Origin of the sequence: Kitasatospora purpeofusca (assembly GCF_000718025.1) — a bacterium.
Lineage (GTDB): Bacteria > Actinomycetota > Actinomycetes > Streptomycetales > Streptomycetaceae > Kitasatospora > Kitasatospora purpeofusca.
Map to the genome: position 1 here is coordinate 1 of NZ_JODS01000038.1, position 20715 is coordinate 20715.

Below are 20715 nucleotides of genomic sequence, written 5' to 3' on the forward strand. Positions count from 1 at the left end.
CGCCCACTACTCGAACATCAACGCCAACGGCTTCCGCGAGCTGCTCGAGGGCCAGAAGGTCGAGTTCGACGTCACGCAGGGCCAGAAGGGCCCGCAGGCGGAGAACATTCGTCCGCTCTAGTACTTCCCGCTGACCGGCCCCGCCGGTCGGCCCCGGGCCCGCACCGCGCACGCGCGGTGCGGGCCTTTCGGTTTTCCCGCGGCGATCGGCCGGTGCTCCGAGGCTCCGAGGCTCCGGTGCTCCGAGGCTCGGAGGCCCGTCGGTGGCGGCGTGAGGGACCGACCGCGTCCGCTGTGCCCATTGGCAACTGACGACACGAAAAGGCCCCCGCAGCGAATTCGCTGCGAGGGCCTCCTGGTTGTGGCCAGGGCCGGGGTCGAACCGGCGACCTTCCGCTTTTCAGGCGGACGCTCGTACCAACTGAGCTACCTGGCCGTACTGCACCGTCTCTTGCGAGACGAGCGATCCCGACGGGACTTGAACCCGCGACCTCCACCTTGACAGGGTGGCGAGCTAACCAACTGCTCCACGGGACCTAAAGGTGGCGAACCACCCAGGTCTTACTGGGTCTTGCTTCACTGCACTGTACTACGGTACTGCGTGCCCCCAACGGGATTCGAACCCGTGCTACCGCCTTGAAAGGGCGGCGTCCTGGGCCACTAGACGATGAGGGCTTGCGGCCTGTCCCGCCGTTTCCGGCGTTCGGGGACGTCGAGAAGCATATGGGATGTCGGGCCGATCGCCAAAACGGGTTTCGGCCAGGTGGGCGGGCGGGTCGTCCGGGGGGTTCGGGACGGGGGTCCGGGACGGGGGTCCGGGGCGGGGGTCCGGGGCGGGGCCTCAGGACCAGCCGAGCTCGTCGAGCTCGTGGTCGTCGAAGCCGAAGTGGTGGGCGACCTCGTGGATCACCGTGGTGCGGACCTCCTCGACGACCTGCTCGCGGTCCTCGCACAGGCGCAGGGTCGGGCCCCGGTAGACGGTGATCCGGTCGGGGAGGACGCCCGCGTACCACTCGCCGCGCTCGGTGAGCGGGGTGCCCTCGTAGAGGCCGAGGAGTTCCGGGTCGGCCGGGTCGGGCTCGTCCTCGACGAAGACGGCGACGTTGTCCATCATCGCGGCGAGCTGCGGCGGGATCAGGTCGAGCGCGTCCGCGACCAGTACCTCGAAGTCTTCCGGGGTCATCTCCACCGGATCATTGTCGGGTCTGCGGTGACGGTGTGCCAGGCGGTCGGCGCTGTCGTTCGCCGGTGTTTGATGGGGCTGTGGCGACTTCGGAGGACTTGGTGGCGGACGGTGCCGTGCCCGGCCCGGGGGCGCGGCGACGCCCGCCGGTGCTGCGCGGGCAGGGGCCGGCGGTGGCGGTGGTCGCGGTCGGCGGGGCCCTGGGGGCGGTGGCCAGGTACGGGGCGGGGCGGCTGTGGCCGACCGGCCCGTCGGCCTTCCCGTGGACGACCCTGCTGGTGAACGTGGCGGGGTGCGCCGTGATCGGGGTCTTCCTGGTGGTGATCACCGAGGGGCGTCCGGTCCGTCCGCTGGTGCGGCCGTTCTTCGGGACCGGTGTGCTGGGCGGGTTCACGACCTTCTCGACGTACGCGGCGGACTTCCGCCGGCTGGTGGCGGAGGGGCGGCCCGGCCCGGCGGCGGGGTACCTGGCGTTGACGCTGCTGGCGGCGCTGGCGGCGGTCTGGGCGGCGGCCGCGGTGACGCGCGGGCTGCTGCGGCGGACCGGGGTGCGGGCATGACGGCCGGAGCGCCTGCAACGTCCGGGGAGTCCGGGGAGGCCGGGGCGCCCCGGCTGGGCGGGCCCGCGCTGCGGCTGACCGTGCTGGTCGGCGAGAACGACCGCTGGCACCACCGCCCGCTGTACAGCGAGATCGTGCACCGGGCGCGGGCCGCCGGGCTGGCCGGGGCGAGCGTGTTCCGGGGGATCGAGGGCTTCGGCGCGTCCTCGCTGGTGCACACGGCGCGGCTGCTGTCGCTGAGCGAGGACCTGCCGGTGGCGGTGGTGATCGTGGACACCGAGGAGCGGGTGCGGGCCTTCCTGCCCGAGCTGGACGGGCTGCGGCCGGCGGGGCTGGTGACCCTGGAGCGGTGCGAGGTGCTCCGGTACGCGGGGCCGCCCGCCGGCTCCGACGGGACCGGCACCGAAGGGCAGGGCGGGGCGTGAACTGGCTGCTGGTGGTGCTCGGGGCGACGGTCGGCGCGCCGCTGCGGTACCTGACCGACCGGGCCGTGCAGTCCCGGCACGACTCGGTCTTCCCCTGGGGGACCTTCACCGTGAACGTGGCCGGCTGCCTGGTCCTCGGCCTGGTGACCGGGGCGGTGGCGGCCGGTGCCGCGTCCTCGCAGGTCCAGCTGCTGCTGGGGACGGGGCTGTGCGGCGCGCTGACCACGTACTCGACGTTCTCGTACGAGACGCTGCGGCTGGTCGAGGGCGGGGCCGGGCGGTACGCCCTGGTGAACGTCCTGGGCAGCGTCGTGGCGGGCCTGGCGGCGGTGTACGCGGGCGCCGGGCTGGCCGGGGCCCTCTGGGGCTGACCCGGGGCCGCACGGCTCGTCGGTTCTTCGTCGAACCCCCGAGCGAAGGGGGCCCGCCAGGCGCTCGTTCGAGTGCTCCCGGTGCGTCCACCCGTGTCCGTGCGCCGGGGGCGCGCGTTGGGCACCCGCAAGGGTGGCCGTGCGCGCGTGGTGGGCGGCCCGGGCGGGGCGGGAGAGGGAGCTCGGTGGCGGCGATGCGTGCGATGCGTGCGGTGGCGGAGCGGGAGACGGCGGTGGACCGAGGCGGACCCGAGCGGGCCGGAGCCGAGCGGGCCGGAGCGGAGCGGACGCGGGTGGTCCGGTCCGGGGCGGCCCGGGCGGTGGCGGTCCTGGCGGTGGCCGGGCTGGGGCTGACGGGGTGCATGTCGGTCGGGCCGGGCGCGGACGAGAAGCACCGCACGGCGCCGGTCGGCCAGGCCGGGACGCCGGCCAGGCCGGGGCCGACCGTCTCGGCCTCGCCCAGCGGTGGCGGACACCAGGGCGGCGCGGTCGGGCGCTCGGAGCGGGCGGGGGGCGCGCAGGCCCAGAGCGCCTCGGCCGGCGGCATGAACGCGGCCCCCGGGGAGCCGGCCGTCGGCGCGAACGGCGCGGCGGGTGCCGGGGGCGGGAACGGCGCGGGCGGCGTCAACGGCGCGCCCGCAGTCGCGGAACCCGTACCGGCGGCGGCCCCCGGTGAGCCCGTGCCCGGCGCGAGCGGCACCGCGGGGGGCGCGAGCGCCAGCCCCGCACCTCGTCCGGGCGGCACCGCCGCCGCGGGCGGGGCGGCAGGGGGCACGGCGGGCACGGGCGCCGCCGCCGGCGGCACCGGGCACCCCACGGGCGGCACGGGGGCCACCACCGGCACCGGCACCGGCGACGGCCGCTCCGGCGGGGCCACGGCCTCCGCCCCGGCCGCCAGCCCCTCCGGCCACCCGAGCACGCCGGAGCCCGGCCACACCACACCCGCCCCGACCGCCACCCCGGCCCCGGAGCCGACGGTCGCCCCCAGTGCCACGGCGGCCCCCAGCGCCGGACCGGGCGCACACTGAAGGGACTTGAATCACAGCCTGGCCTCGGCATTTGCCTCCGATCCCCAGGCTCGTCTATGGTGGTAGATCGTTCGTTTGATTCATTTGTCTGGCGCCCTACATCCATCTGGCGCCCTTGGCGCGTTCCGGCGATCCGTGGCTGACCGCATAGAGGCGGTTGTGAAACAGAACCCCGGACTTTGGCGCGTGCCACTTCCGGAAGGTTTTGCATGTCTCTCGTTGACGACGCCCGCTTCGCCATGCCCGCGAGCGAGTCCGCCGCCGATGTCACCACCACCGCCCCCGAGGCCGACGCCGAGCTGATCGCCGCCGTCGACGCCGTCGAGGACGCCACCACCGAGGCCGTCGCGGACGACGCCGCCGAGGCCGACGACACCACCGACTCCACCGACGCCGCCGAGGGCGACGACGAGGCCGCCGAGGCCGAGCCGACCCTCACCTTCGGCGACCTGGGCCTGCCGGACGACATCGTCCGCGCCCTCGCCAAGCGCGGCGTCACCACCCCGTTCCCGATCCAGGCCGCGACCATCCCGGACGCCCTGGCCGGCAAGGACGTGCTGGGCCGCGGCCGTACCGGCTCCGGCAAGACCCTCAGCTTCGGCCTGCCGCTGCTGACCCGCCTCGCCGCCGGCGAGCGCACCCGCGCCAAGTCCCCGCGCGGTCTGATCCTGGTCCCGACCCGCGAGCTGGCGATGCAGGTCGCCGACGCCCTGGAGCCCTTCGGCTCGGTGCTCGGCCTGCGCCTCAAGGTCGTCTGCGGCGGTACCTCGATGTCGAACCAGATCTACGCGCTGGAGCGCGGCGTCGACGTCCTGGTGGCCACCCCCGGCCGTCTGCGCGACCTGATCAACCGCGGTTCCGCCAAGCTCGACGACGTCCAGGTCGCCGTCCTCGACGAGGCCGACCAGATGGCCGACATGGGCTTCCTGCCCGAGGTCACCGAGATCCTCGACCAGGTCCCGGCCGGCGGCCAGCGCCTGCTGTTCTCCGCCACCCTGGAGAACGAGATCGACACCCTGGTCAAGCGCTACCTGAACAACCCGGTCACCCACGAGGTCGACCCGTCGGCCGGCGCCGTGACCACCATGACCCACCACATCCTCGTGGTGAAGCCCAAGGACAAGGCGCCGATCACCAACGCGATCGCCGCCCGCAAGGGCCGCACGATCATCTTCGTCCGCACCCAGATGGGTGCCGACCGCGTCGCCGAGCAGCTGCTCGAGGCCGGTGTGAAGGCCGACGCGCTGCACGGCGGCATGACCCAGGGCGCCCGTACCCGGGTGCTCGGCGACTTCAAGGACGGCTACGTCAACGTCGTCGTCGCGACCGACGTCGCCGCCCGCGGCATCCACGTCGACGGCATCGACCTGGTGCTGAACGTCGACCCGGCCGGCGACCACAAGGACTACCTGCACCGCTCCGGCCGCACCGCCCGGGCCGGCCGTTCCGGCACCGTCGTCACCCTGGTGCTGCCGCACCAGCGCCGCAGCGTCTTCCGCCTGATGGAGGACGCGGGCGTCGACGCCGGCCGCCACATCCTCGACCACGCCTTCGACGCCGAGGTGGCCCGGATCACCGGTGCCCGCTCGCTGGTCGAGGTCCAGGCCGAGAGCGCGGCGAACATCGCCGGCGCCGCCGAGCGCGAGATCGCCGACATGACCCGTCAGCTGGAGCGCGCGCAGCGCCGCGCCACCGAGCTGCGCGAGGAGGCCGACCGGCTGGCCTCGCGGGCCGCGCGCGAGCGGGCCGAGCTGGGCATCGTGGACGAGGCCCCGGCCGCCGAGGGCGAGGAGACCGCCGCCGCGACCGTGACCGAGCCGGCGGCCGCCGCCGAGCCGACCGAGGAGCGCACGCCGTCGTACCGCGAGGCGCGCACCGAGCGACCGGCGTTCAACCGCGACCGTGACCGCGGCGAGCGCGGCGGTTCCGGCCGTGACCGTGACGACCGCGGTGGCCGTTCCTTCGGTGACCGTGACCGCGGCGAGCGCGGTGGCTTCAACCGTGACCGTGACGACCGCGGTGGCCGTTCCTTCAGTGACCGTGACCGTGACCGCGGCCAGGGCGGTGGCTTCAACCGTGACCGTGACGACCGCGGTGGCCGTTCCTTCGGTGACCGTGACCGCGGCCAGGGTGGCGGCTTCAACCGCGGCGGCGGCTTCAACCGCGACGACCGTCCGGCCCGTTCCTTCGGTGACCGTGACCGTGGCCAGGGTGGCGGCTTCAACCGTGACCGTGACGACCGTGGCGGCCGTTCCTTCGGTGACCGTGACCGTGGCCAGGGTGGCGGCTTCAACCGTGACCGCGACGACCGCGGTGGCCGTTCCTTCGGTGACCGTCCGGCCCGTTCCTTCGGCGACCGTCCGGCCTTCGGTGGCCGTGACCGCGACGAGCGCGGCGGCAGCAACAACCGTCCGTTCGCCCGCCGTGACGACCACCGCTCCGGTGGCCGCCCGCAGGCCGGTGGCGGCTTCAACCGCGACCGCGGCGACGAGCGCGGTGGCCGTTCCTCCGGTGGCTACAACGCCGGCTTCAACCGCGACGACCGCAAGCCGCGCTGGAAGAACTGACGCCGGCTAGTACTCGCGCATCGCACCACGGCCACGGGCCCGCTCCGCACCATCGGAGCGGGCCCGTGGCCGTTCGGCGTTCCCGTGCGCCGGAGTCCCCGCGACCGTTGTTCTATTGCTGAGAATAACCAGTGGCGCGGTGCGTGCCCCGTCGCCTACGGTCGGCCGCATGAGCAGCAGACTGCGTGATGTGGCGGCGGTGAACGAGGGCATCGCCGAGCGGGGGAGCTACCGCGCGTCCGGGGGCGAGCCCGTGGATCTGGCCGAGCGCCTGGCGGCGGCCAGGGCCGGGACGGTGTCGTACGACCCGGCCGGTCTCGACGCGCTGGTCGCGGCGGGCGGCCCGGGGCCGACAGCGGCGTCCGGCACGGTCGAGGTCACGGCCGAGGGCAGCGTCCAGGCGGCCCGTCGGCTGTTCGAGGCGGGGGCGGGGCCGGTCGGGGTGCTGAACTTCGCCTCCGCGCGGAACCCCGGCGGCGGCTATCTGCGCGGAGCCCGGGCCCAGGAGGAGGATCTCTGCCGCAGCGCGCTCCTCTACACCTCCCTGGTGGAGGCACCGGACTACTACGAGGCGCACCGCGCCTCCGGCGACCTCCGGTACAGCCACCGGGTGATCGTCTCCCCCGGGGTGCCGGTGATCCGGGGCGAGGACGGCGGGCTGCTGGCACGGCCGTACCCGGTGACGTTCCTGACCTCGCCCGCGCCGAACGCCGGCCAGCTCGCGCTGCGGGCCGAGGGCGGCCGGGTGGACGTCCGGGGTGTGCTCGCGGAGCGGGCCGAGCGCGTGCTCGCGGCGGCGGCGCGGCACGGGATCCGCGCGCTGGTGCTGGGGGCGTGGGGCTGCGGGGTGTTCCGCAACGACCCGGCCGAGGTCGCGGAGGCCTTCGAGCTGGCGCTGGCCCGGTACGGGGCGGCCTTCGACCGGGTGGTCTTCGCGGTCTGGGACCGGACGCCGGTCTCGCCGAACCGGGCCGCGTTCGAGGCCCGGTTCGGCGGCGGGGGAGAGGGGTGAGGGCAGTGCGGTGAGGGGTGAGGGGAGCGGGGTGAGGTGGTGCCGCTCAGCTCTTCCGGGTGACGAGCACCGTGGTGGCGGCCGAGGCGGCGGTGACCACCCCGGTGACGGCGAGGACGGCGGGCCAGGCGCCGATCCGCTTCGCCAGCGGGTGCGAGCCGCCGAAGGCTGCCACATAGAGCCCGGTCAGGGCGGCCGCGGCGGGCGCGCCCGAGCGGCGGTGCCACTGTGCGGCGGCGCCCGCGCCGGCCACGGCCAGCACGGCACCGCCGAGCTGCCGCTTGCCGCTCCACCGGGCGACGCCGTAGCCGCCGACCAGACCACCCGCCGCCGTCAGTGCGGCGGGTGCGGTGGCCGTGAGCGTGTTCGGGATCCTCGCCATCGTCGGTTCCACTCCTCGACTCCAGGCGGATCCGGTGCGGACCCGCGGCGGATTCCTCGGGACCGCGGGGCGCCCGGCCCCGGATTCCCCGGAGCTCCGACCATAACCCGGCGCCCCGGTGGCCCACCGGCGGCTGCCGCACCGCCCGCTACCGCACCGCCCGCTACCGCACCGCCCGCTACCGCACCGCCTGCTCGAAGGGGAGCGCGGGCGCGGCCGCCGCCAGCCGGGCCGCCGCCTCGGCCGGCTCCAGCACCCGCTCCAGCCGCAGGTCACCGGGTACCTGCTCGACGAACCGCCCGGCGGCCCAGCTCCGTTCGTACGGCTGCGGGTCCAGGACGAGCGTCCGCACGCCGTCCACCACCGGGATGTCCTCCGGCATGCCCTCGTTCCAGATCCATCCGCCGTCCGGCGCCACCAGGTTGAACGCGCCCGTCGCGATGAACCGGCGACCGTCCAGCCACCGGGTCCGGCTGAGCGCGACCACCTCGGGGTCCGGCCGGGTGCCCGGCAGGTGGCCGCCGCCGACCAGGACCTCGATCAGCAGCGTGTGCAACTGGAAGTTGTCGGTCAGACCGTCCATCCGGAGCAGATAGCCGGTCCCGCTCGCGCGGTGCAGGACGAGCAGCGGCTCGTCGTCGAGGGCGGCGGCCAGGTACCGCAGGCCCTTGAGGTCGTGCCGGTCGGACCGCTCGCGGTACCGGTCGATCAGCTCGGTGAGCACGCCGCCCACGCCGGAGTCGCGGGCGGCCCGGCGTACGGCGGCGTGCGTGCAGAGCGCGAACGCGGCCTGCTGCCACAGCTGGAGCGTCCACCAGCCGGCCACGGCCCGGTGGGCGTGCCATCCGTCCGTCCGCCCCGGTTCGGTGATCCGCGCCCGGGCGCGGCCGGGGTCCTCCCGGTCCGGATCCGGCAGGGCGTCCTGGTCCTGGTCCTGGTCCTCGTCACCGCCGTCCCGCACGTCACCGCCGTCCCGCACGGCGCTCCGGTCCGCGTCCGCCCCGGTCTCCGCCCACCGCTCGATCAGCAGCAGGGCGCCGCTCAGGGCCTCGCGCAACCCGGCGAGGACGCCGTCGGCGCAGGCCACCGGGTCGGCCCCGCGCTCCACACAGGCGCCGACCATCATCGCCAGGTGCGCCCGGGGGAACAGCGGGGTGTCCAGCAGCAGCGCGGCCAGCCGGGGGCCTACGGCGGCCGACTCCGCCTCCCCGGCGGGCCCGAGCAGTCCGCCCAGCCGGCGCAGCGCCGTGTCGAAGCGCTCACCACCGCCGTCCGGATTCTCGGTCAGTCCGGCCACGGCGGCCTCCAGGGCGGCCACCGCCCCGAGGAGGGCGGACTGCTGACGGTCCGACGGCCCGGTGGGGCGGCCGTCCTGCGCGGAATGAGGGTCGAACACCATTCGCGGCAGCATAGGCGCCCGCCGTCCCCCGGCCCCGCCCGGGTCGGCGCCCACCGACACCCGCCGCTGCCCACCACCGCCTCCCGCGCGCACCGCCTCCCGCGCGCACCGCCTCCCGCGCGCACCGCCTCCCGCGCGCACCGGTGGCCGGGCGGCGTCCGGCCGGTGTCGGCCGGGCGTCGGATCGCCGCCCGGCCGGCGGAAACCCCGGCGGGAACGGGCCGTCGTCCCCCATACTCGCGCGGGTGATCGCGACCAGTACCTCCGCCGCCGGCGGAGCCACCGCCCCCACTCCCGCGCCCGTTCTCCTCGACGCGACCGCCGAGCCCTCGCTCCGGGCGGCGCCGTTGGAGCTCTTCCTCGATCTCGTGTTCGTCTTCACCGTCACCCAGCTGACCGGCAGCCTGGCCCACCACCTCACCCCTGGCGGCCTCACCCAGGTGCTGGTGATGCTGGCGGTGATCTGGTGGATGTACGACGCCTTCATCTGGCTGACCAACGCCATGCCGCCGAGCACCCACGGCCGACGCTTCCTGCTGATGCTCGCGATGGCCGGCTTCCTGGTGATCTCGCTCTCCGTGCCGCACGCCTTCGAGGGCAGCGGTGTCGCCTTCGGCTGGGCGTACCTGCTGGTGGTGGCCGTGCACACGGGCATGTTCGCGATGTCGGGGGTGCCGCTGCGGTCGGTGCTCCGGATGGGCGGGCTCAATCTGCTCAACACCGGGCTGGTGGTGGCCGGCGGCTACCTCACGGGCTCGGTCCAGCTGACCTTCTGGGCGGCCGCCTTCGCCCTGCAGTTCGCGATACCCCGGCTGGTCGACCTGCCCAGCTTCCAGCTGCGCGCGGACCACTTCGTCGAGCGGCACGGGCTGGTGGTGATCATCGCGTTCGGCGAGTCGGTGATCGCGATCGGCGTCGGCGCGGGCACCGCCGAGCCGAGTGCCCCCCTGATCGGTGTCGCCCTGCTGAGCCTGGCCGTCTGCGTGGGGCTCTGGTGGGCGTACTTCGGGCACGACGACGACGCCCGCGCCGAGCACCACATGGCCTCGCTGCCCTCCGACCGGCGCAACCGGCTCGCCGTCAGCGTCTACAACCTGGGCCACTACGGGCTGCTGCTCGGGGTGCTGCTGTTCGCCGCCGGGGTGAAGTCGGCGGTCGCGCATCCGGGGTCGCCGATCACCGCCGCCCAGGCGGCCGCCCTGGCCGGGGGCGTGGCGGTCTTCCTGGCCGTCAACACCGCCGTCCGCCGCACCTTCTCCCTCGGGCCCAACCTGCCGCGGCTGCTCGCCGCCGCCGCGGTCGCGGCCGGCACCCTGCTCGGCACCACGGTCTCGGCCCTGGCGGAGGTGGCGGCGGTGGTGCTGGCCCTGGGCGCGGCCTTCGGCTGGGAGCAGCGGACCTCGGCGCGGCGGGCGGGACTGTCGGTGCCCGGTGGGACACTCCACGGGTGACCGAGCACAAGATCACCGACGGCCGCTACCGGATCCGGAACGTCGCGACCGGCCTGCTGCTGGAGGTCCCCGGCGGCAGCCGCCGCAGCGGCGTCAAAGTCCTGCTCGCCCCCGAGGACGGCTCGGACGCCCAGCTCTGGAGCCTGACCGCCGTCCATCCGGGCGGTGCGCTGTTCCACCTCGAGAACGTCGCCGGCGGCAAGCGGCTGGACGTCACCGGCGCCGCGACCGACAACGGCGTGCCCGTGCAGCAGTGGTCCGCCAACGCCTTCGGCGCGCAGGAGTGGCTGGTCGAGCACCATCTCGACGCCCCGGGCACCTGCACCCTCACCAGCTTCGTCAGCGGCAAGGCCCTCACCGCCCCGCCGCCCCCGTCCGACCCGGCCGCCCCGCCGGACCCCGTCCACCAGTGGGAGGACACCGACTCCCCGACCCAGTGGTGGCACCTGGAACGCCAGTAGGCCCCGGCCGGCCGCGTCGCCGCGTGCCGTCCGGGGCCGAGGGGGCCGAGGGGCTCGCCCTATGCGGAGAGGTTGGCCCGGAGGGCGGCGAGGTCCTCGTCGGTGCTGCCGTGGGCGCGCAGGTAGGCGGGGACGGTGCCGTGGTGGTCCCGGATCCAGGCGAAGGAGGAGGCGAGCAGTTCCTCCGAGATCGGGCGGGAGATCCGCTCGGCACCGGTCTCGTCGATGTACGGGGCCGGGCCGTCCAGCAGGCCGAGGCCGGCGTTGGAGAGCAGGTAGTCGGCGGTGATGTCGTCCTCGGAGGCGCCCAGCAGGGTCTGCACGACCGCGATGGTGAGACCGGTGCGGTCCTTGCCGACGGCGCAGTGGACGACCGCCGGCAGGGCGCCCGGGGTGCCGAGCCGGCGGATCGCGGCGACCAGTGACGGGCCGGCCGTGGAGGCCATGAACGGGTACAGCTCCTCCTGGCCCGCGGGCCACGGCCGGTCGGTGTCCTCCCGGTCGGCGGGCAGGGTGGGGAGGCTGAGCGCCTCGTGGTCCAGGCCGTGCCGCAGGTCCGGCCAGACCTCGATCTCGACCGGGCTGCGCAGGTCGATCACGGTGCGCAGGCCCAGGGCCTTCAGCCGCTGGGCGCCCTCCGGGGCGAGGGTGTGGAAGGAGCCGGAGCGGAACAGCACGCCCCGGCGGAGCGCACCGACGCCGCCGGCGTCGCGGAAGTTGCGCACTCCGGGGATGTCGATGAAAGAGGACGGCAGGTCGGCTTCACGGTCCGGCAGGTCGTCGGTCATGGCCCCACCGTAAGGTCGCGGACCGGGCCAGGGGAAGGAATCCCGCATTCCGCCCGACCCGCGACCGCCGACGCCACCGACCCGCGACCGCCGGCGCCACCGACCCGCCCGACCGGCGCCCGCCGGACCGGCGCCCGCCCGGGTCAGCGCCCGCCGGCGACGTCCAGGAAGGCGCCCGTGGTGTACGAGGAGGCCGGCGACAGCAGGAAGAGGATCGCCTCCGCGACCTCCTCCGGCTGCCCGCCGCGCTTCATCGGCAGGTTCGGCGCGACCCGGTCGACCCGCCCGGGCTCCCCGCCCAGGGCGTGGATGCCGGTGTGGATCAGGCCGGGTCGGACGGCGTTGACCCGGATGCCCTCGTCGGCGACCTCCAGGGCCAGCCCCCGGGTCATCGAGTCGACGGCCCCTTTCGCCGCCGCGTAGTCCACGTACTCGTTGGGCGAGCCCAGCCGGGAGGCGGCGGAGGAGACGTTGACGATCGCGCCGCCCCGCCCGCCGTGCCGGGTGGACATCCGGCGGACGGCCTGCGCGGCGCACAGGAACGGTCCGGTGATGTTGGCGGCCCAGATCCGGTTGAGCCGCTCCTCGTCGATGTCCTCCAGCCGGCCCTGCCGCTCCAGCGTCCCGGCGTTGTTCACCAGCCCGGTCAGCGGCCCCAGTTCGGCGTCGACGGTGGTGAACAGCCGGGCCACCTCGGCACCGCGGGTGACATCGGCGCGGACGGCGAGCGCGACCCCGCCCTCGGCCCGGACGGCGTCCACCACCGAGGCGGCGGCGGCCTCGTCGGAGCGGTAGTTGACGCAGACCCGGTACCCCCGCCGTCCGGCCAGCAGGGCGGTCGCGGCGCCGATGCCGCGACCGGCGCCGGTGATCAGCAGTACACCGGCCGGGTCGGACCCGTGCGGCTGGGCGAACTCGTTCGAAGTCGACATGGTTCGTACTCTATGCCGACCCCCGGCGGTCCGGCCGGGACGCCTGTTCGCCCGAACTCGCCCGCAATGCCTCGATCTTGGGCACCCGGCTCCTCGGCGAGTCGAGGCTGAAGCCGCGCGCGTCCCCCAGCTCCGCCCGGACGAACTCCTCCGTCCGGGCCACCGCCGACCGCAGCTCGGCGTTCGACGGCACGAAGGACAGGTGGACGATCTCGGCGCGCTCGGTGTCGTACTCCCAGAAGCCGACGATCCGCCCCCGGTCCAGCACGATGTGCGTCTGCGGGTCGGCCTCGGTGCCGAAGCTGCGCCCGGCCCGGCCGGCCGGCAGCGGGCGGGCCGCGTCGACCGGGTCGACCAGCCGGGCCAGCTCGCGGTGCAGCAGGTGGATGCCGTCGATCCCGGCCAGCAGCGTGTAGTGCGGCTCGGCCGGCACCGTGAACGCGGCGAAGGCGTCCACGAGTTCGGGCAGCATCAGCAGCTCCGCACCGGGTGCCACGGGCACCGCGCCCGCCTCCGCGAACGCCTGCCGGGCGGTGGCGGCGCCGAAACCGGAGAACCACCGGAAGTGCTTCAGCGAGGCCGGACCGGCCCAGGACAGGTAGCGCCGGGCCAGGTCCGCCGTACCGCCGCCGACCGGCTGGTCCCACCGCGCGTAGCCGTACCGCTGCTGGTCCAGCCGGCCGTTGGCCGGGACCCGGCGCAGTTGCCCGCGCGACTGCATCAGCCCGAGGGCCAGCGGCAGGGTGGTGGACAGCCCGCGCTTGCGCCCCGGCTCGCCCAGCGACCGGACCGCCTCGCCGACCGCCACCCGGATCGCCGCCGGGTCCAGCGGCCCCGGCGCCTCGGCGAGCGCGCGGTCCACCGCCAGGCAGAGCCGCTCGACCTCGCCCGCGGTCACCCCCAGGTGCTTCGCGGCCGCCGCCACCTCGCCCTCGGGCACCGCCGCCCCGGCCGCCAGGGCGAGCGCGAAGTCCTCGGCCGGGACGATGTAGGTGCAGCCGCGCGCGGCGGGCAGCTCGTGCACCTCCAGCCGGGCCACCGCCGCGTCCACGGCCGCCCGGCCCAGCCCGGCCCGGGCGAACAGGCCCAGGTAGGGCGCCGCCCCGCCCACCGACCTGGCCCACCCGGTGGCCGCCAGCACCTCCGCGGCCGACGCCTCCGGGTGCGTGCCGTCCAGCCACTGCCGGTGCGACCACCAGGCCCGCAGCTTCGCCGTGTCGATGCCCGGCCCCGCCGCCGGACCGCCGTTCGCCCTCGCCATGCGGCCCAGTATCGGCCCGCGGGCCCGCTCGGCCCCGGAATTCGCTGGCCCGGCGCGGCCCGACCCGGCAGACTCCTGCGGACCGGCCGACGAGAGGAGCCCCGATGACCACCCGGCCCGACTCCCCGCCCGGCACGGTCCAGCTGCCCGGCACCGTGCTGCTGTCCGGCATCGTCGGCTCGACCGCCTACGGACTGGCGCACGCCGGTTCCGACATCGACCGGCTCGGCCTGTTCGCCGCCCCGACCGATGGCTTCCACGGCCTGCACCGCCCCGCGGAGTCGCACGTCTCCACCAAGCCGGACCGCACCCTGCACGAGGCCGCCAAGTGGTGCCGCCTCGCGCTCAGCTGCAATCCCACCGCCACCGAGCTGGTCTGGCTGCCCGACGAGCTCTACGAGGTGCGCGGCCCGCTCGGCGAGGAGCTGATAGCGATCCGCCGCTCCTTCCTGAGCGCCCGGGGCGTCCGCAACGCCTATCTCGGCTACGCCACCCAGCAGTTCCGCAAGCTGCTGACCCGCGACACCTCCGACCCGGTCACCCGGGCCCGGGCCGCCAAGCACGCCCGGCACCTGGTCCGGCTGCTCGAACAGGCCGTCCACCTGCACGAGTCCGGCCACAACCTGGTCCGGCTGCCCGATCCGGAGCGCGTCCGCGCCCTCGGCGAGCGGATCGCCGACGACCCCGCCCACGCCGAATGCCTGCTCGCCGCCGCCACCGACCGCCTCGACCTCCCCGGCGTCCTCCCCGACCACCCCGACGAGCGCCCCGCCGAAGCCTGGCTGCACCGCGTCCGCGCCACCCACTGGACACCCGCACCGGACTCCACCGAGTAGCACCGCGCCACACCCCGGGGGTCCTCGTCGGCACACGCCGGCGCGGGCCCCTTCGTCGTGCGCGGGCGTCGTCGGGGGAGTGCGGCGCCGCATCCGCCGCCGCACCCGTCACCGGGTCCACCAGCGCATCGGAAGCGGATCGGAAGAGCTCCGGTTGTGGCCGCGGAAGCAGGGTGCCTGGTCGGATCGACCCGGGGGCGGTGACCGGTGGGTCCGCGGGCCCGGGTCGAGGGCAGGACGGCCGGGGCGCACGGCAGGACGTGCCGGGTCCCGTACCCCGATCCGTCGGTGACCGCACAGGAGGTCCGCGTTGAACGACAAGATCCCGGAGCCGCCTCTCCCGGCGGACGCACGGATCCGGGTCCCGGGGGCGGCCCGGCCCGTTCACCCGCCGCCGTCGCTGCTGCCCCCGCCCGGGAACATCCGCACGGGGGTGCTGGCCGTCGCGGGAGGTTCGCTGGCGGTGCTCGTCCTGCTGATCGGGCTGGGCGGCGGCATCTCGTTCGGGACGGACGACGGGGGCGGCATCGACGGGAGCCGGCTCACCGGTGCTCCGGCCGGGGGGTCCGGGTGGTGGGACGAGCCGCCGACGCCCTCGCGCACGGTTCCCTCAGCCACCCGCACCCGCACGCCCTCGGCCACGCCCACGGCCACGATCACCCGGACGCCCTCGGTCTCGTCCTCGGTCTCGCCGTCGTCGTCCTGGTTCGACGGGGAACCGTCACCGTCACCTTCGCGGTCCGGATCCGCGACGGCGACAACGACGGCGACAGCTACGCCCACGGCCACACCCACGACCACCGGGCCCACCCGCCCCGACGCGGTGCTGAGCGCCTACTTCACGGCGGTCAACACCGGTGCCTTCCGCACGGCCTGGCAGCTCGGCGGGCGCAACCTCGCCGGCGACTACGACACCTTCGTCGCCGGCTTCGACGAGACCACCTCCACCATCGTGACCGTGCTCTCGGTCGACGGTGCCGCGGTCACCGCGACGCTGGAGGCCCGGCAGACGGACGGCACGGTCCGGCACTTCCGCGGCGTCTACACCGTCACCGACGGTGCCATCACCAGGGCGACCGTCACCCGGACGGGATGACGGTGGGTCGGCACGGGCGCGAAGACGCCCCGGCCGCCCGACGGCCGGGGCAGGACCGGACCCTCCACGACAGGAGCTCTGAACGACGGATGACCATCCACGGCGCCTCCCTCGCCGCACCGCCGCCACCCCCGTCCCCGGGCCAGGACGGGCCCGCCGGACCTCCGGGGGTGGACGCCCGCAGCCGGGCCACCCGGCTGCTCGCGGCGGGCACCTACCTCTCCCCGGACTACCGCCGCGCGGTGATCAGGGAGCTGCTGACCAACCGGGCCAGGGCAGTGGCCCCCTCGTTCGGCTACGACGCCGTTCCGGTGCTCGCGCACGCGCTGGCGGCCCGCGCGCTGCAGCGCAACGCCTGGGTGTACACCGGGGCCGGGGCCGCCCTTCTGTTCGTCCTCGCCGGCACCGGCGTGATCGACTTCGCCTCCTTCCTCCTGCTCGTCCTCTGGCTGTGGTGGTCGGCCGACTACCTGCGGCGGGTGGCCACGCTGCACACCCTGATCACCCGGCTCAAGGAGCGCGGGCCGGGTGGCGGGCCGGGCGGGTTCGAGGGCGGCCGTCCGTCGGTTGCCCTCCTCGACGACGAACTCGTCGAGAAGATCGACCGCGAGCAGTCGGCCCGGGACGGCCTCGCCTACTTCGGTGGCTACCGGCCCTTCGTCGGGGCGGGTGCGCGGCTGCGCCGGTGGTCGAACGCGCAGTTGCTGCTCGGCGCCCCGGAGGACGGGGACGACCTGGCGGAACTGGTCTCCAGGCTCGCCGGCCGGACGGACCCGGTCGGACCCAAGGAGCCCCTCGTTCCGGTCGTCACCAGGCGCCGGCCCGTCGTACCGTTCGACGTCGCGGATCTGGCCGCCTTCGTCCAGCACCACATCGCCGCCGAACTGCGGGACGAGGCGAGGGAGTCCGAGCGGATCGCGACGCTCACCGTGGAACGCCGCAGCTACGCCCGGGCGGTCACCGTGCACGACCGGTCCGCGGGGGAGGGCTGGACCGCGCTGCCCGCGATCGGCGCGGCCGGGGGCGAGCACTGGGCGGAGGGCTACGGCGCGTCCCGCGAGTACCTGTGCGCCCGGATCGGCTCCTGGGACGAGGAGTTGGTCACCTCGCTGTTCGTGGGGTTCGACATCCGCGGGAACACCCTGCACACCGAGTTCCACAGCCATGTGCTGACCCCGGTGATCTCCGAGTTCCACCTGGTCGACCGGCTGCCGGAGCGGCTGGACGGGCGGCTGCTGCTGCGGGCGGCCCGGGACTCCCTGCGCCATGTGCTGGGCCGGTCCTGGCAGGTCCTGCTGCCCCTGGGCCCGCTGGTCGCGGCGTTCGCCCGGCTGCGGCGGCACTACCGGGAGGGCCGGCGCTTCGAGGTCGAGCTCGTCGGGGTCGCGGACAGCAGCGAGTTCCGCCTCGGCCGGTACGCGACGCTCGCGGTGAACCGCGGCGCGCGCACCAGCATCCGCGAACTGGCCTGCAGCAACGAGTACCACCACTACTTCCAGGAGTCGGACGCCGACAAGTACACCCGGATCGTGGAACGTCGGCTGCTGCACCTCGTCGAGCGCTTCCTGCGCGAGCACCAGGTGGACCTGGCGGACCACCGGCGCAACCAGACCAACGTCCTGACCGGCAACCACTTCGGTACCGGTGACATCGACCTCTCGCGCAACAAGCAGGTCAACCACAACTGATCCCCGCGCCGCCGCCTGGCCGGCCGCGACGACGGCCCCCGCACGAACACCGAGGACAAGGACATCCGACCCCATGACGGACCAGGGAACAGGCCGCGACGCGGCCCTCTACGGCAACCACTTCGGCAACGGGAACATCGACCTCTCCACCGGCAAGACCGTCAACCGGGGCGGTGCCCGGCAGGCCACCGAGGGGGCGACGGGCGCGCGGGCGACGGTCGGGCCCGAACCGAGCCGCAACGTGTTCGTGGTCCACGGCCGCGACGAACAGGTCCGGCGCGAGATGTTCGGTCTGCTGCGCAGACTGGGGCTGAACCCCCTGGAGTGGGAGCACCTGGTCGGGGCGACCGGCCTGGCCTCCCCGTTCATCGGCGAGGTGGTGGCCCACGCGCCCTCGGTGGCCGGGGCCGCGCTCGTGCTGCTCACCCCGGACGACGTCGCCGTGCTCCACGACGACCTGAAGGGGCCCGCCGAGCCGCCGCACGAGCGGACCCCCTCCGGCCAGCCGCGCCAGAACGTGCTGATCGAGCTGGGCATGGTGCTGATGGCCTATCCGGAGCGGACCGTGATCGTCGAGTTCGGGGACGTCCGGCCGGCCTCCGACCTGGCGGGCCGCAACGTGATCCGGTTCACCGCGGAGGGGAACCCCGTCTTCGCACTGCGGAAGGTGGCGCAGCGGTTGGAGGTGGCCGGCTGCCCGGTGGACGACCGGGGCAACGACTGGCTGGACACCGAGCCGTTCCGGGACCTCGGGGCCTACCGCCGCCGGGGCTGACCCGGCAGGGGGAGGGACCGGCCCGCGCCGCGGTGCAGTACCGCGGCGCGGGCCCGTGCCGTGCCCCACCGGCACCGGCGCTGTCACCGGCACCGTCACCGCCGCTGTCACCGCCCGGCCAGGCCCTCGGCCATGCTCCGCAGGAACGCCCGGACCTCCGGCACGGAGACGTTCGCCAGGTCCGCCGGGCGCAGGACGATCCGCAGCTCCCGGCAGACCGCGCCCTCCCGGGACCGTGCGACGAACGACATCAGGATCAGCCGCAGCAGGCTGTCCTGGTCCAGGTAGTCCATCCTCGCCAGCCCGGACCCCACCAGCGGCATCGCCACCGAGTCGGTCCGGGCCCGCCGGTCGACGGCGTCCCAGAGCCGGTTGAGGCCGAACCAGAGGTCCTCCACGCCGGAGGACGCCACCAGGTCGCGGCCGAGCCTGCTGTAGGCGGTGGCGAAGACCAGCCGGGGCGGGGCGCCGAGGACGGCCACGGTGCCGAGCGGGTAGCGGTCGAGCTTGCCGAGCGGCTTGTCCGCCCTGAGCTCGCGGGACTGCGGGGCGACCGGGGCCAGGGCGGCGGCGAGTTCGGCGTCCAGCCGGTCGAGGTCCCCGCCGTAGTGCCGCCGCAGCAACTGGGCCTGCACACTGTCCTCGTGGATCAGCCGCCCGTCCGCCGGAGCGGTGTCGAAGGTGTCGCAGAAGCCGACCACGAGGTGCCCCGGAGCGGCGAAGAGGTCACCGGCCTCCACCACCACGGTGGTGTCGGGACGCCGGAACTCCTGGCGCACCACCGGGACCGGACGCGCCCGGTACGCGCCCCAGAGCACGCAGACCCCGGCCGAACCCGCGGTCACCCAGCCCGGCGCGGGCAGACCGTGGGGGAAGAGCGGTCCGGCGAGCTGGCCCGCCACCGCCACCCCGCCGAAGGCGGTCGCGGTGTGGCGCAGGAATGCGCCCGTGGTGCGCCGGGGCACTCTCGCAGCACCCGGAAGCCGTCGGATCATACGACACGCCGATCATCAACCGGCCTGCTCAACAAGGCAGTTGCTATCCTGCTCGGTGCTCCGGGGGAGGCGGCTTCCGGCCGGGGCCGAGGCAGCTGGGGGTTCCGATGACGGGTGTCCGGGTGAGCGTGCTGGGACCGGTGCGGGTGGAGTCCGACGGGGTGCCGGTCCGGCTCACCCCGCTGACCAGGCGGTTGCTGGTCCGGCTGGTGGCGGCGGACGGCGAGGCGGTGCCGGTCCACCGGCTGCGCCGGGACGTGTGGGGCCGGCAGGCGGACCTCCCGGGGCAGGGCGCCCGGGGGCGCAACGAGGTGCACAAGAGGGTGGTCGAACTGCGGCGCGCGTTCGGCGGGGGCGACCCGGTCTCCGGCGCGCGGCTCCTGCACACCGAGCAGCTGTCGACCGCACGCGGTTCGGAGACCGCCTACCGGCTCAGCCTCGCGTCGGCGGAGCTCGACTGCACCCGCTTCACCGAACTGGTCAACGAGTCCTTCCGGGTCGGACCGGCGATGGCGGCCTGGCGCCTGGAGGAGGCACTGGGCCTGGTCCGGGGCAGACCGCTGGCAGAGGCCGCCGGCGAGGAGTTCGCCGAACCGCTGATCCGCCGACTGACCGGCCTCCAGGACACCGCCCGCCGGGAGCTGATCTCCTGCCGGGTCAGACTCGGTCGACCGGAGCTCGCGCTCCCGGTCGCCGAGGCGGCGGTCCGGGAACGTCCGGACGACCCGTCCTGGGCTTCCGAGCTCGGCCGGCTGCGCACCAGGCTGCGCGGCCGCTGGGACGACGAACTGCTGCGCGCCGCACTGCCCGACCGGGCGGTCGAGGTGGTGGTGGTCTGCGGCGACCTCTTCGACCAGGAGGACGCGAACCTGGTCGCGGGCTTCACCGACACCTTCGACACCGAGATCGACCAGGATGTCGTGATCAGCCGCTCGAGCATCCAGGGGCAGCTCGTAGAACGGCTGTTCGACGGCCGCAACGAGCAACTGGACGCCGAGCTGGAACGGGCGCTGCGGCCGGTGTCGGTGGTCGAGCGGGAGCGGAGCCGGGACAAGCCCCGCGGGCGCCGGCTGCGCTATCCGATCGGGACGACGGTGGCGGTGCCGCACGGCCGTCGGCAGGTCTTCGCGACCGCGTACTCGCGGCTGGGCAACGACATGGTGGCCCGGTCGCGTCCGGAGCACCTCGCGTCGGCCCTGGAGCGGCTCTGGGAGGCGGTCGCCCTGCACGGGCGGTACCGCCCGGTCGCGGTGCCGATGCTCGGCTCCGGCCTCGCGCGGATCGTGGACCTCGACCGCGGCCGGCTCGCCAGGATGATCGTGGAGTCCTTCGTCCGGGCCTGTGCGGACGGCACCCCGGTCGCGCCCGAGCTGCGGCTCGTCGTGCACCCGGACGATCTGCGCCGCACGGACCTGCTGGAGCTGGAGCGCTTCCTGCGGGACCCGTACGGGCGGGGGTGACGACCGGGCCGGTACGGCGGCGTTCCGCGGCCCGCGCCTTCGCAT

The 20715-nt window shown here is 75.0% G+C and carries 21 protein-coding genes and 3 tRNA genes; 14 read left to right on the forward strand and 10 right to left on the reverse strand.

Annotated elements, in window-relative coordinates; translation table 11 throughout:
• A partial coding sequence (locus IF01_RS0135560) for a cold shock domain-containing protein (protein WP_030397760.1) occupies nucleotides 1–121 on the forward strand: 121 nt, incomplete at its 5' end.
• Nucleotides 122–362: 241 nt separating this feature from the next.
• Here the strand turns inward: IF01_RS0135560 and IF01_RS0135565 are convergent.
• The 4 genes from IF01_RS0135565 to IF01_RS0135580 all read right to left on the reverse strand — a co-directional run bounded on the left by IF01_RS0135565 (nucleotide 363) and on the right by IF01_RS0135580 (nucleotide 1183).
• Nucleotides 363–436: transfer RNA gene (locus IF01_RS0135565), tRNA-Phe, on the reverse strand.
• A gap of 27 nt (nucleotides 437–463) precedes the next feature.
• Nucleotides 464–537, reverse strand: a tRNA-Asp gene (locus IF01_RS0135570).
• Nucleotides 538–602: 65 nt separating this feature from the next.
• Nucleotides 603–675: transfer RNA gene (locus IF01_RS0135575), tRNA-Glu, on the reverse strand.
• Between the two features lie 166 nt (nucleotides 676–841).
• Nucleotides 842–1183: a metallopeptidase family protein gene (locus tag IF01_RS0135580; protein ID WP_030397761.1), complete on the reverse strand. Its 342-nt coding sequence runs from the start codon at nucleotides 1181–1183 to the stop codon at nucleotides 842–844.
• A gap of 80 nt (nucleotides 1184–1263) precedes the next feature.
• Between IF01_RS0135580 and crcB (IF01_RS0135585) the strand changes: the two genes are divergently transcribed.
• The 6 genes from crcB (IF01_RS0135585) to IF01_RS0135610 all read left to right on the forward strand — a co-directional run bounded on the left by crcB (IF01_RS0135585) (nucleotide 1264) and on the right by IF01_RS0135610 (nucleotide 7146).
• On the forward strand, nucleotides 1264–1743 hold the full coding sequence (crcB, locus tag IF01_RS0135585; RefSeq protein WP_078880589.1) for a fluoride efflux transporter CrcB: 480 nt from the start codon (nucleotides 1264–1266) through the stop codon (nucleotides 1741–1743).
• The gene (locus IF01_RS0135590) at nucleotides 1740–2168 is read left to right on the forward strand and encodes a DUF190 domain-containing protein (RefSeq protein WP_051756849.1); all 429 of its coding nucleotides are present in this window, start codon (nucleotides 1740–1742) and stop codon (nucleotides 2166–2168) included. Before crcB (IF01_RS0135585) ends, IF01_RS0135590 begins: the two co-directional genes overlap by 4 nt.
• Nucleotides 2165–2539, forward strand: a complete 375-nt coding sequence (crcB, locus tag IF01_RS0135595; RefSeq protein WP_030397764.1) for a fluoride efflux transporter CrcB — start codon at nucleotides 2165–2167, stop codon at nucleotides 2537–2539. Before IF01_RS0135590 ends, crcB (IF01_RS0135595) begins: the two co-directional genes overlap by 4 nt.
• Nucleotides 2540–2733: 194 nt before the next feature.
• Complete coding sequence (locus IF01_RS51230) at nucleotides 2734–3567, forward strand: hypothetical protein (RefSeq protein ID WP_157855445.1); 834 nt, start codon at nucleotides 2734–2736, stop codon at nucleotides 3565–3567.
• A 209-nt stretch (nucleotides 3568–3776) separates the two neighbouring features.
• Nucleotides 3777–6134, forward strand: a complete 2358-nt coding sequence (locus IF01_RS0135605; protein WP_030397766.1) for a DEAD/DEAH box helicase — start codon at nucleotides 3777–3779, stop codon at nucleotides 6132–6134.
• 169 nt (nucleotides 6135–6303) lie between these two features.
• On the forward strand, nucleotides 6304–7146 hold the full coding sequence (locus IF01_RS0135610) for a TIGR02452 family protein (protein ID WP_030397767.1): 843 nt from the start codon (nucleotides 6304–6306) through the stop codon (nucleotides 7144–7146).
• A gap of 46 nt (nucleotides 7147–7192) precedes the next feature.
• Here IF01_RS0135610 and IF01_RS0135615 read toward each other — a convergent pair whose 3' ends face one another.
• Both IF01_RS0135615 and IF01_RS42815 read right to left on the reverse strand, forming a co-directional pair.
• Complete coding sequence (locus IF01_RS0135615; RefSeq protein ID WP_051756851.1) at nucleotides 7193–7528, reverse strand: hypothetical protein; 336 nt, start codon at nucleotides 7526–7528, stop codon at nucleotides 7193–7195.
• A gap of 178 nt (nucleotides 7529–7706) precedes the next feature.
• The gene (locus IF01_RS42815; RefSeq protein WP_063764389.1) at nucleotides 7707–8927 is read right to left on the reverse strand and encodes a hypothetical protein; all 1221 of its coding nucleotides are present in this window, start codon (nucleotides 8925–8927) and stop codon (nucleotides 7707–7709) included.
• 245 nt (nucleotides 8928–9172) lie between these two features.
• On the opposite strand from IF01_RS42815, the gene IF01_RS0135625 reads away from it, so the two are divergent.
• Nucleotides 9173–10378, forward strand: a complete 1206-nt coding sequence (locus IF01_RS0135625; RefSeq protein WP_051740625.1) for a low temperature requirement protein A — start codon at nucleotides 9173–9175, stop codon at nucleotides 10376–10378.
• Nucleotides 10375–10839, forward strand: coding sequence for an RICIN domain-containing protein (locus IF01_RS0135630; RefSeq protein WP_051740626.1), 465 nt, complete (start codon nucleotides 10375–10377; stop codon nucleotides 10837–10839). The genes IF01_RS0135625 and IF01_RS0135630 overlap by 4 nt, the downstream gene beginning before the upstream one ends.
• A 59-nt stretch (nucleotides 10840–10898) precedes the next feature.
• Here IF01_RS0135630 and IF01_RS0135635 read toward each other — a convergent pair whose 3' ends face one another.
• The 3 genes from IF01_RS0135635 to IF01_RS0135645 form a co-directional block, all read right to left on the reverse strand.
• Nucleotides 10899–11627, reverse strand: coding sequence for a tyrosine-protein phosphatase (locus IF01_RS0135635; protein ID WP_051740628.1), 729 nt, complete (start codon nucleotides 11625–11627; stop codon nucleotides 10899–10901).
• 143 nt (nucleotides 11628–11770) lie between these two features.
• Entirely contained in the window at nucleotides 11771–12559 is a 789-nt protein-coding gene (locus IF01_RS0135640) for an SDR family oxidoreductase (RefSeq protein WP_051756856.1), read from the reverse strand.
• 10 nt (nucleotides 12560–12569) lie between these two features.
• Nucleotides 12570–13820: a DNA glycosylase AlkZ-like family protein gene (locus IF01_RS0135645; protein WP_063764385.1), complete on the reverse strand. Its 1251-nt coding sequence runs from the start codon at nucleotides 13818–13820 to the stop codon at nucleotides 12570–12572.
• Nucleotides 13821–13924: 104 nt separating this feature from the next.
• On the opposite strand from IF01_RS0135645, the gene IF01_RS0135650 reads away from it, so the two are divergent.
• From IF01_RS0135650 to IF01_RS0135665, 4 genes are all read left to right on the forward strand, one after another.
• Nucleotides 13925–14656, forward strand: coding sequence for a nucleotidyltransferase domain-containing protein (locus IF01_RS0135650; protein ID WP_051756858.1), 732 nt, complete (start codon nucleotides 13925–13927; stop codon nucleotides 14654–14656).
• Nucleotides 14657–14966: 310 nt separating this feature from the next.
• Entirely contained in the window at nucleotides 14967–15752 is a 786-nt protein-coding gene (locus IF01_RS48690) for a hypothetical protein (protein WP_157855446.1), read from the forward strand.
• An 89-nt stretch (nucleotides 15753–15841) separates the two neighbouring features.
• Entirely contained in the window at nucleotides 15842–17440 is a 1599-nt protein-coding gene (locus IF01_RS0135660; protein WP_051756863.1) for an AbeC-like domain-containing protein, read from the forward strand.
• A 73-nt stretch (nucleotides 17441–17513) separates the two neighbouring features.
• Nucleotides 17514–18215: a TIR domain-containing protein gene (locus tag IF01_RS0135665; protein ID WP_030397778.1), complete on the forward strand. Its 702-nt coding sequence runs from the start codon at nucleotides 17514–17516 to the stop codon at nucleotides 18213–18215.
• A gap of 107 nt (nucleotides 18216–18322) precedes the next feature.
• Here the strand turns inward: IF01_RS0135665 and IF01_RS0135670 are convergent, their stop codons facing one another.
• Nucleotides 18323–19180, reverse strand: a complete 858-nt coding sequence (locus IF01_RS0135670; RefSeq protein ID WP_030397779.1) for a macro domain-containing protein — start codon at nucleotides 19178–19180, stop codon at nucleotides 18323–18325.
• A gap of 152 nt (nucleotides 19181–19332) precedes the next feature.
• On the opposite strand from IF01_RS0135670, the gene IF01_RS0135675 reads away from it, so the two are divergent.
• On the forward strand, nucleotides 19333–20670 hold the full coding sequence (locus IF01_RS0135675) for an AfsR/SARP family transcriptional regulator (RefSeq protein ID WP_030397780.1): 1338 nt from the start codon (nucleotides 19333–19335) through the stop codon (nucleotides 20668–20670).
• Nucleotides 20671–20715: the final 45 nt, after the last annotated feature.

What these genes read in the sequence shown, in the direction of transcription:
- IF01_RS0135580 (WP_030397761.1), bottom strand. Translation starts at nt 1,183, where the DNA reads ATGACCCCGGAAGACTTCGAGGTACTGGTCGCGGACGCGCTCGACCTG.
- IF01_RS0135590 (WP_051756849.1), top strand. Translation starts at nt 1,740, where the DNA reads ATGACGGCCGGAGCGCCTGCAACGTCCGGGGAGTCCGGGGAGGCCGGG.
- IF01_RS51230 (WP_157855445.1), top strand. Translation starts at nt 2,734, where the DNA reads ATGCGTGCGATGCGTGCGGTGGCGGAGCGGGAGACGGCGGTGGACCGA.
- IF01_RS0135605 (WP_030397766.1), top strand. Translation starts at nt 3,777, where the DNA reads ATGTCTCTCGTTGACGACGCCCGCTTCGCCATGCCCGCGAGCGAGTCC.
- IF01_RS0135610 (WP_030397767.1), top strand. Translation starts at nt 6,304, where the DNA reads ATGAGCAGCAGACTGCGTGATGTGGCGGCGGTGAACGAGGGCATCGCC.
- IF01_RS0135615 (WP_051756851.1), bottom strand. Translation starts at nt 7,528, where the DNA reads ATGGCGAGGATCCCGAACACGCTCACGGCCACCGCACCCGCCGCACTG.
- IF01_RS42815 (WP_063764389.1), bottom strand. Translation starts at nt 8,927, where the DNA reads ATGGTGTTCGACCCTCATTCCGCGCAGGACGGCCGCCCCACCGGGCCG.
- IF01_RS0135635 (WP_051740628.1), bottom strand. Translation starts at nt 11,627, where the DNA reads ATGACCGACGACCTGCCGGACCGTGAAGCCGACCTGCCGTCCTCTTTC.
- IF01_RS0135640 (WP_051756856.1), bottom strand. Translation starts at nt 12,559, where the DNA reads ATGTCGACTTCGAACGAGTTCGCCCAGCCGCACGGGTCCGACCCGGCC.
- IF01_RS0135645 (WP_063764385.1), bottom strand. Translation starts at nt 13,820, where the DNA reads ATGGCGAGGGCGAACGGCGGTCCGGCGGCGGGGCCGGGCATCGACACG.
- IF01_RS0135650 (WP_051756858.1), top strand. Translation starts at nt 13,925, where the DNA reads ATGACCACCCGGCCCGACTCCCCGCCCGGCACGGTCCAGCTGCCCGGC.
- IF01_RS0135660 (WP_051756863.1), top strand. Translation starts at nt 15,842, where the DNA reads ATGACCATCCACGGCGCCTCCCTCGCCGCACCGCCGCCACCCCCGTCC.
- IF01_RS0135665 (WP_030397778.1), top strand. Translation starts at nt 17,514, where the DNA reads ATGACGGACCAGGGAACAGGCCGCGACGCGGCCCTCTACGGCAACCAC.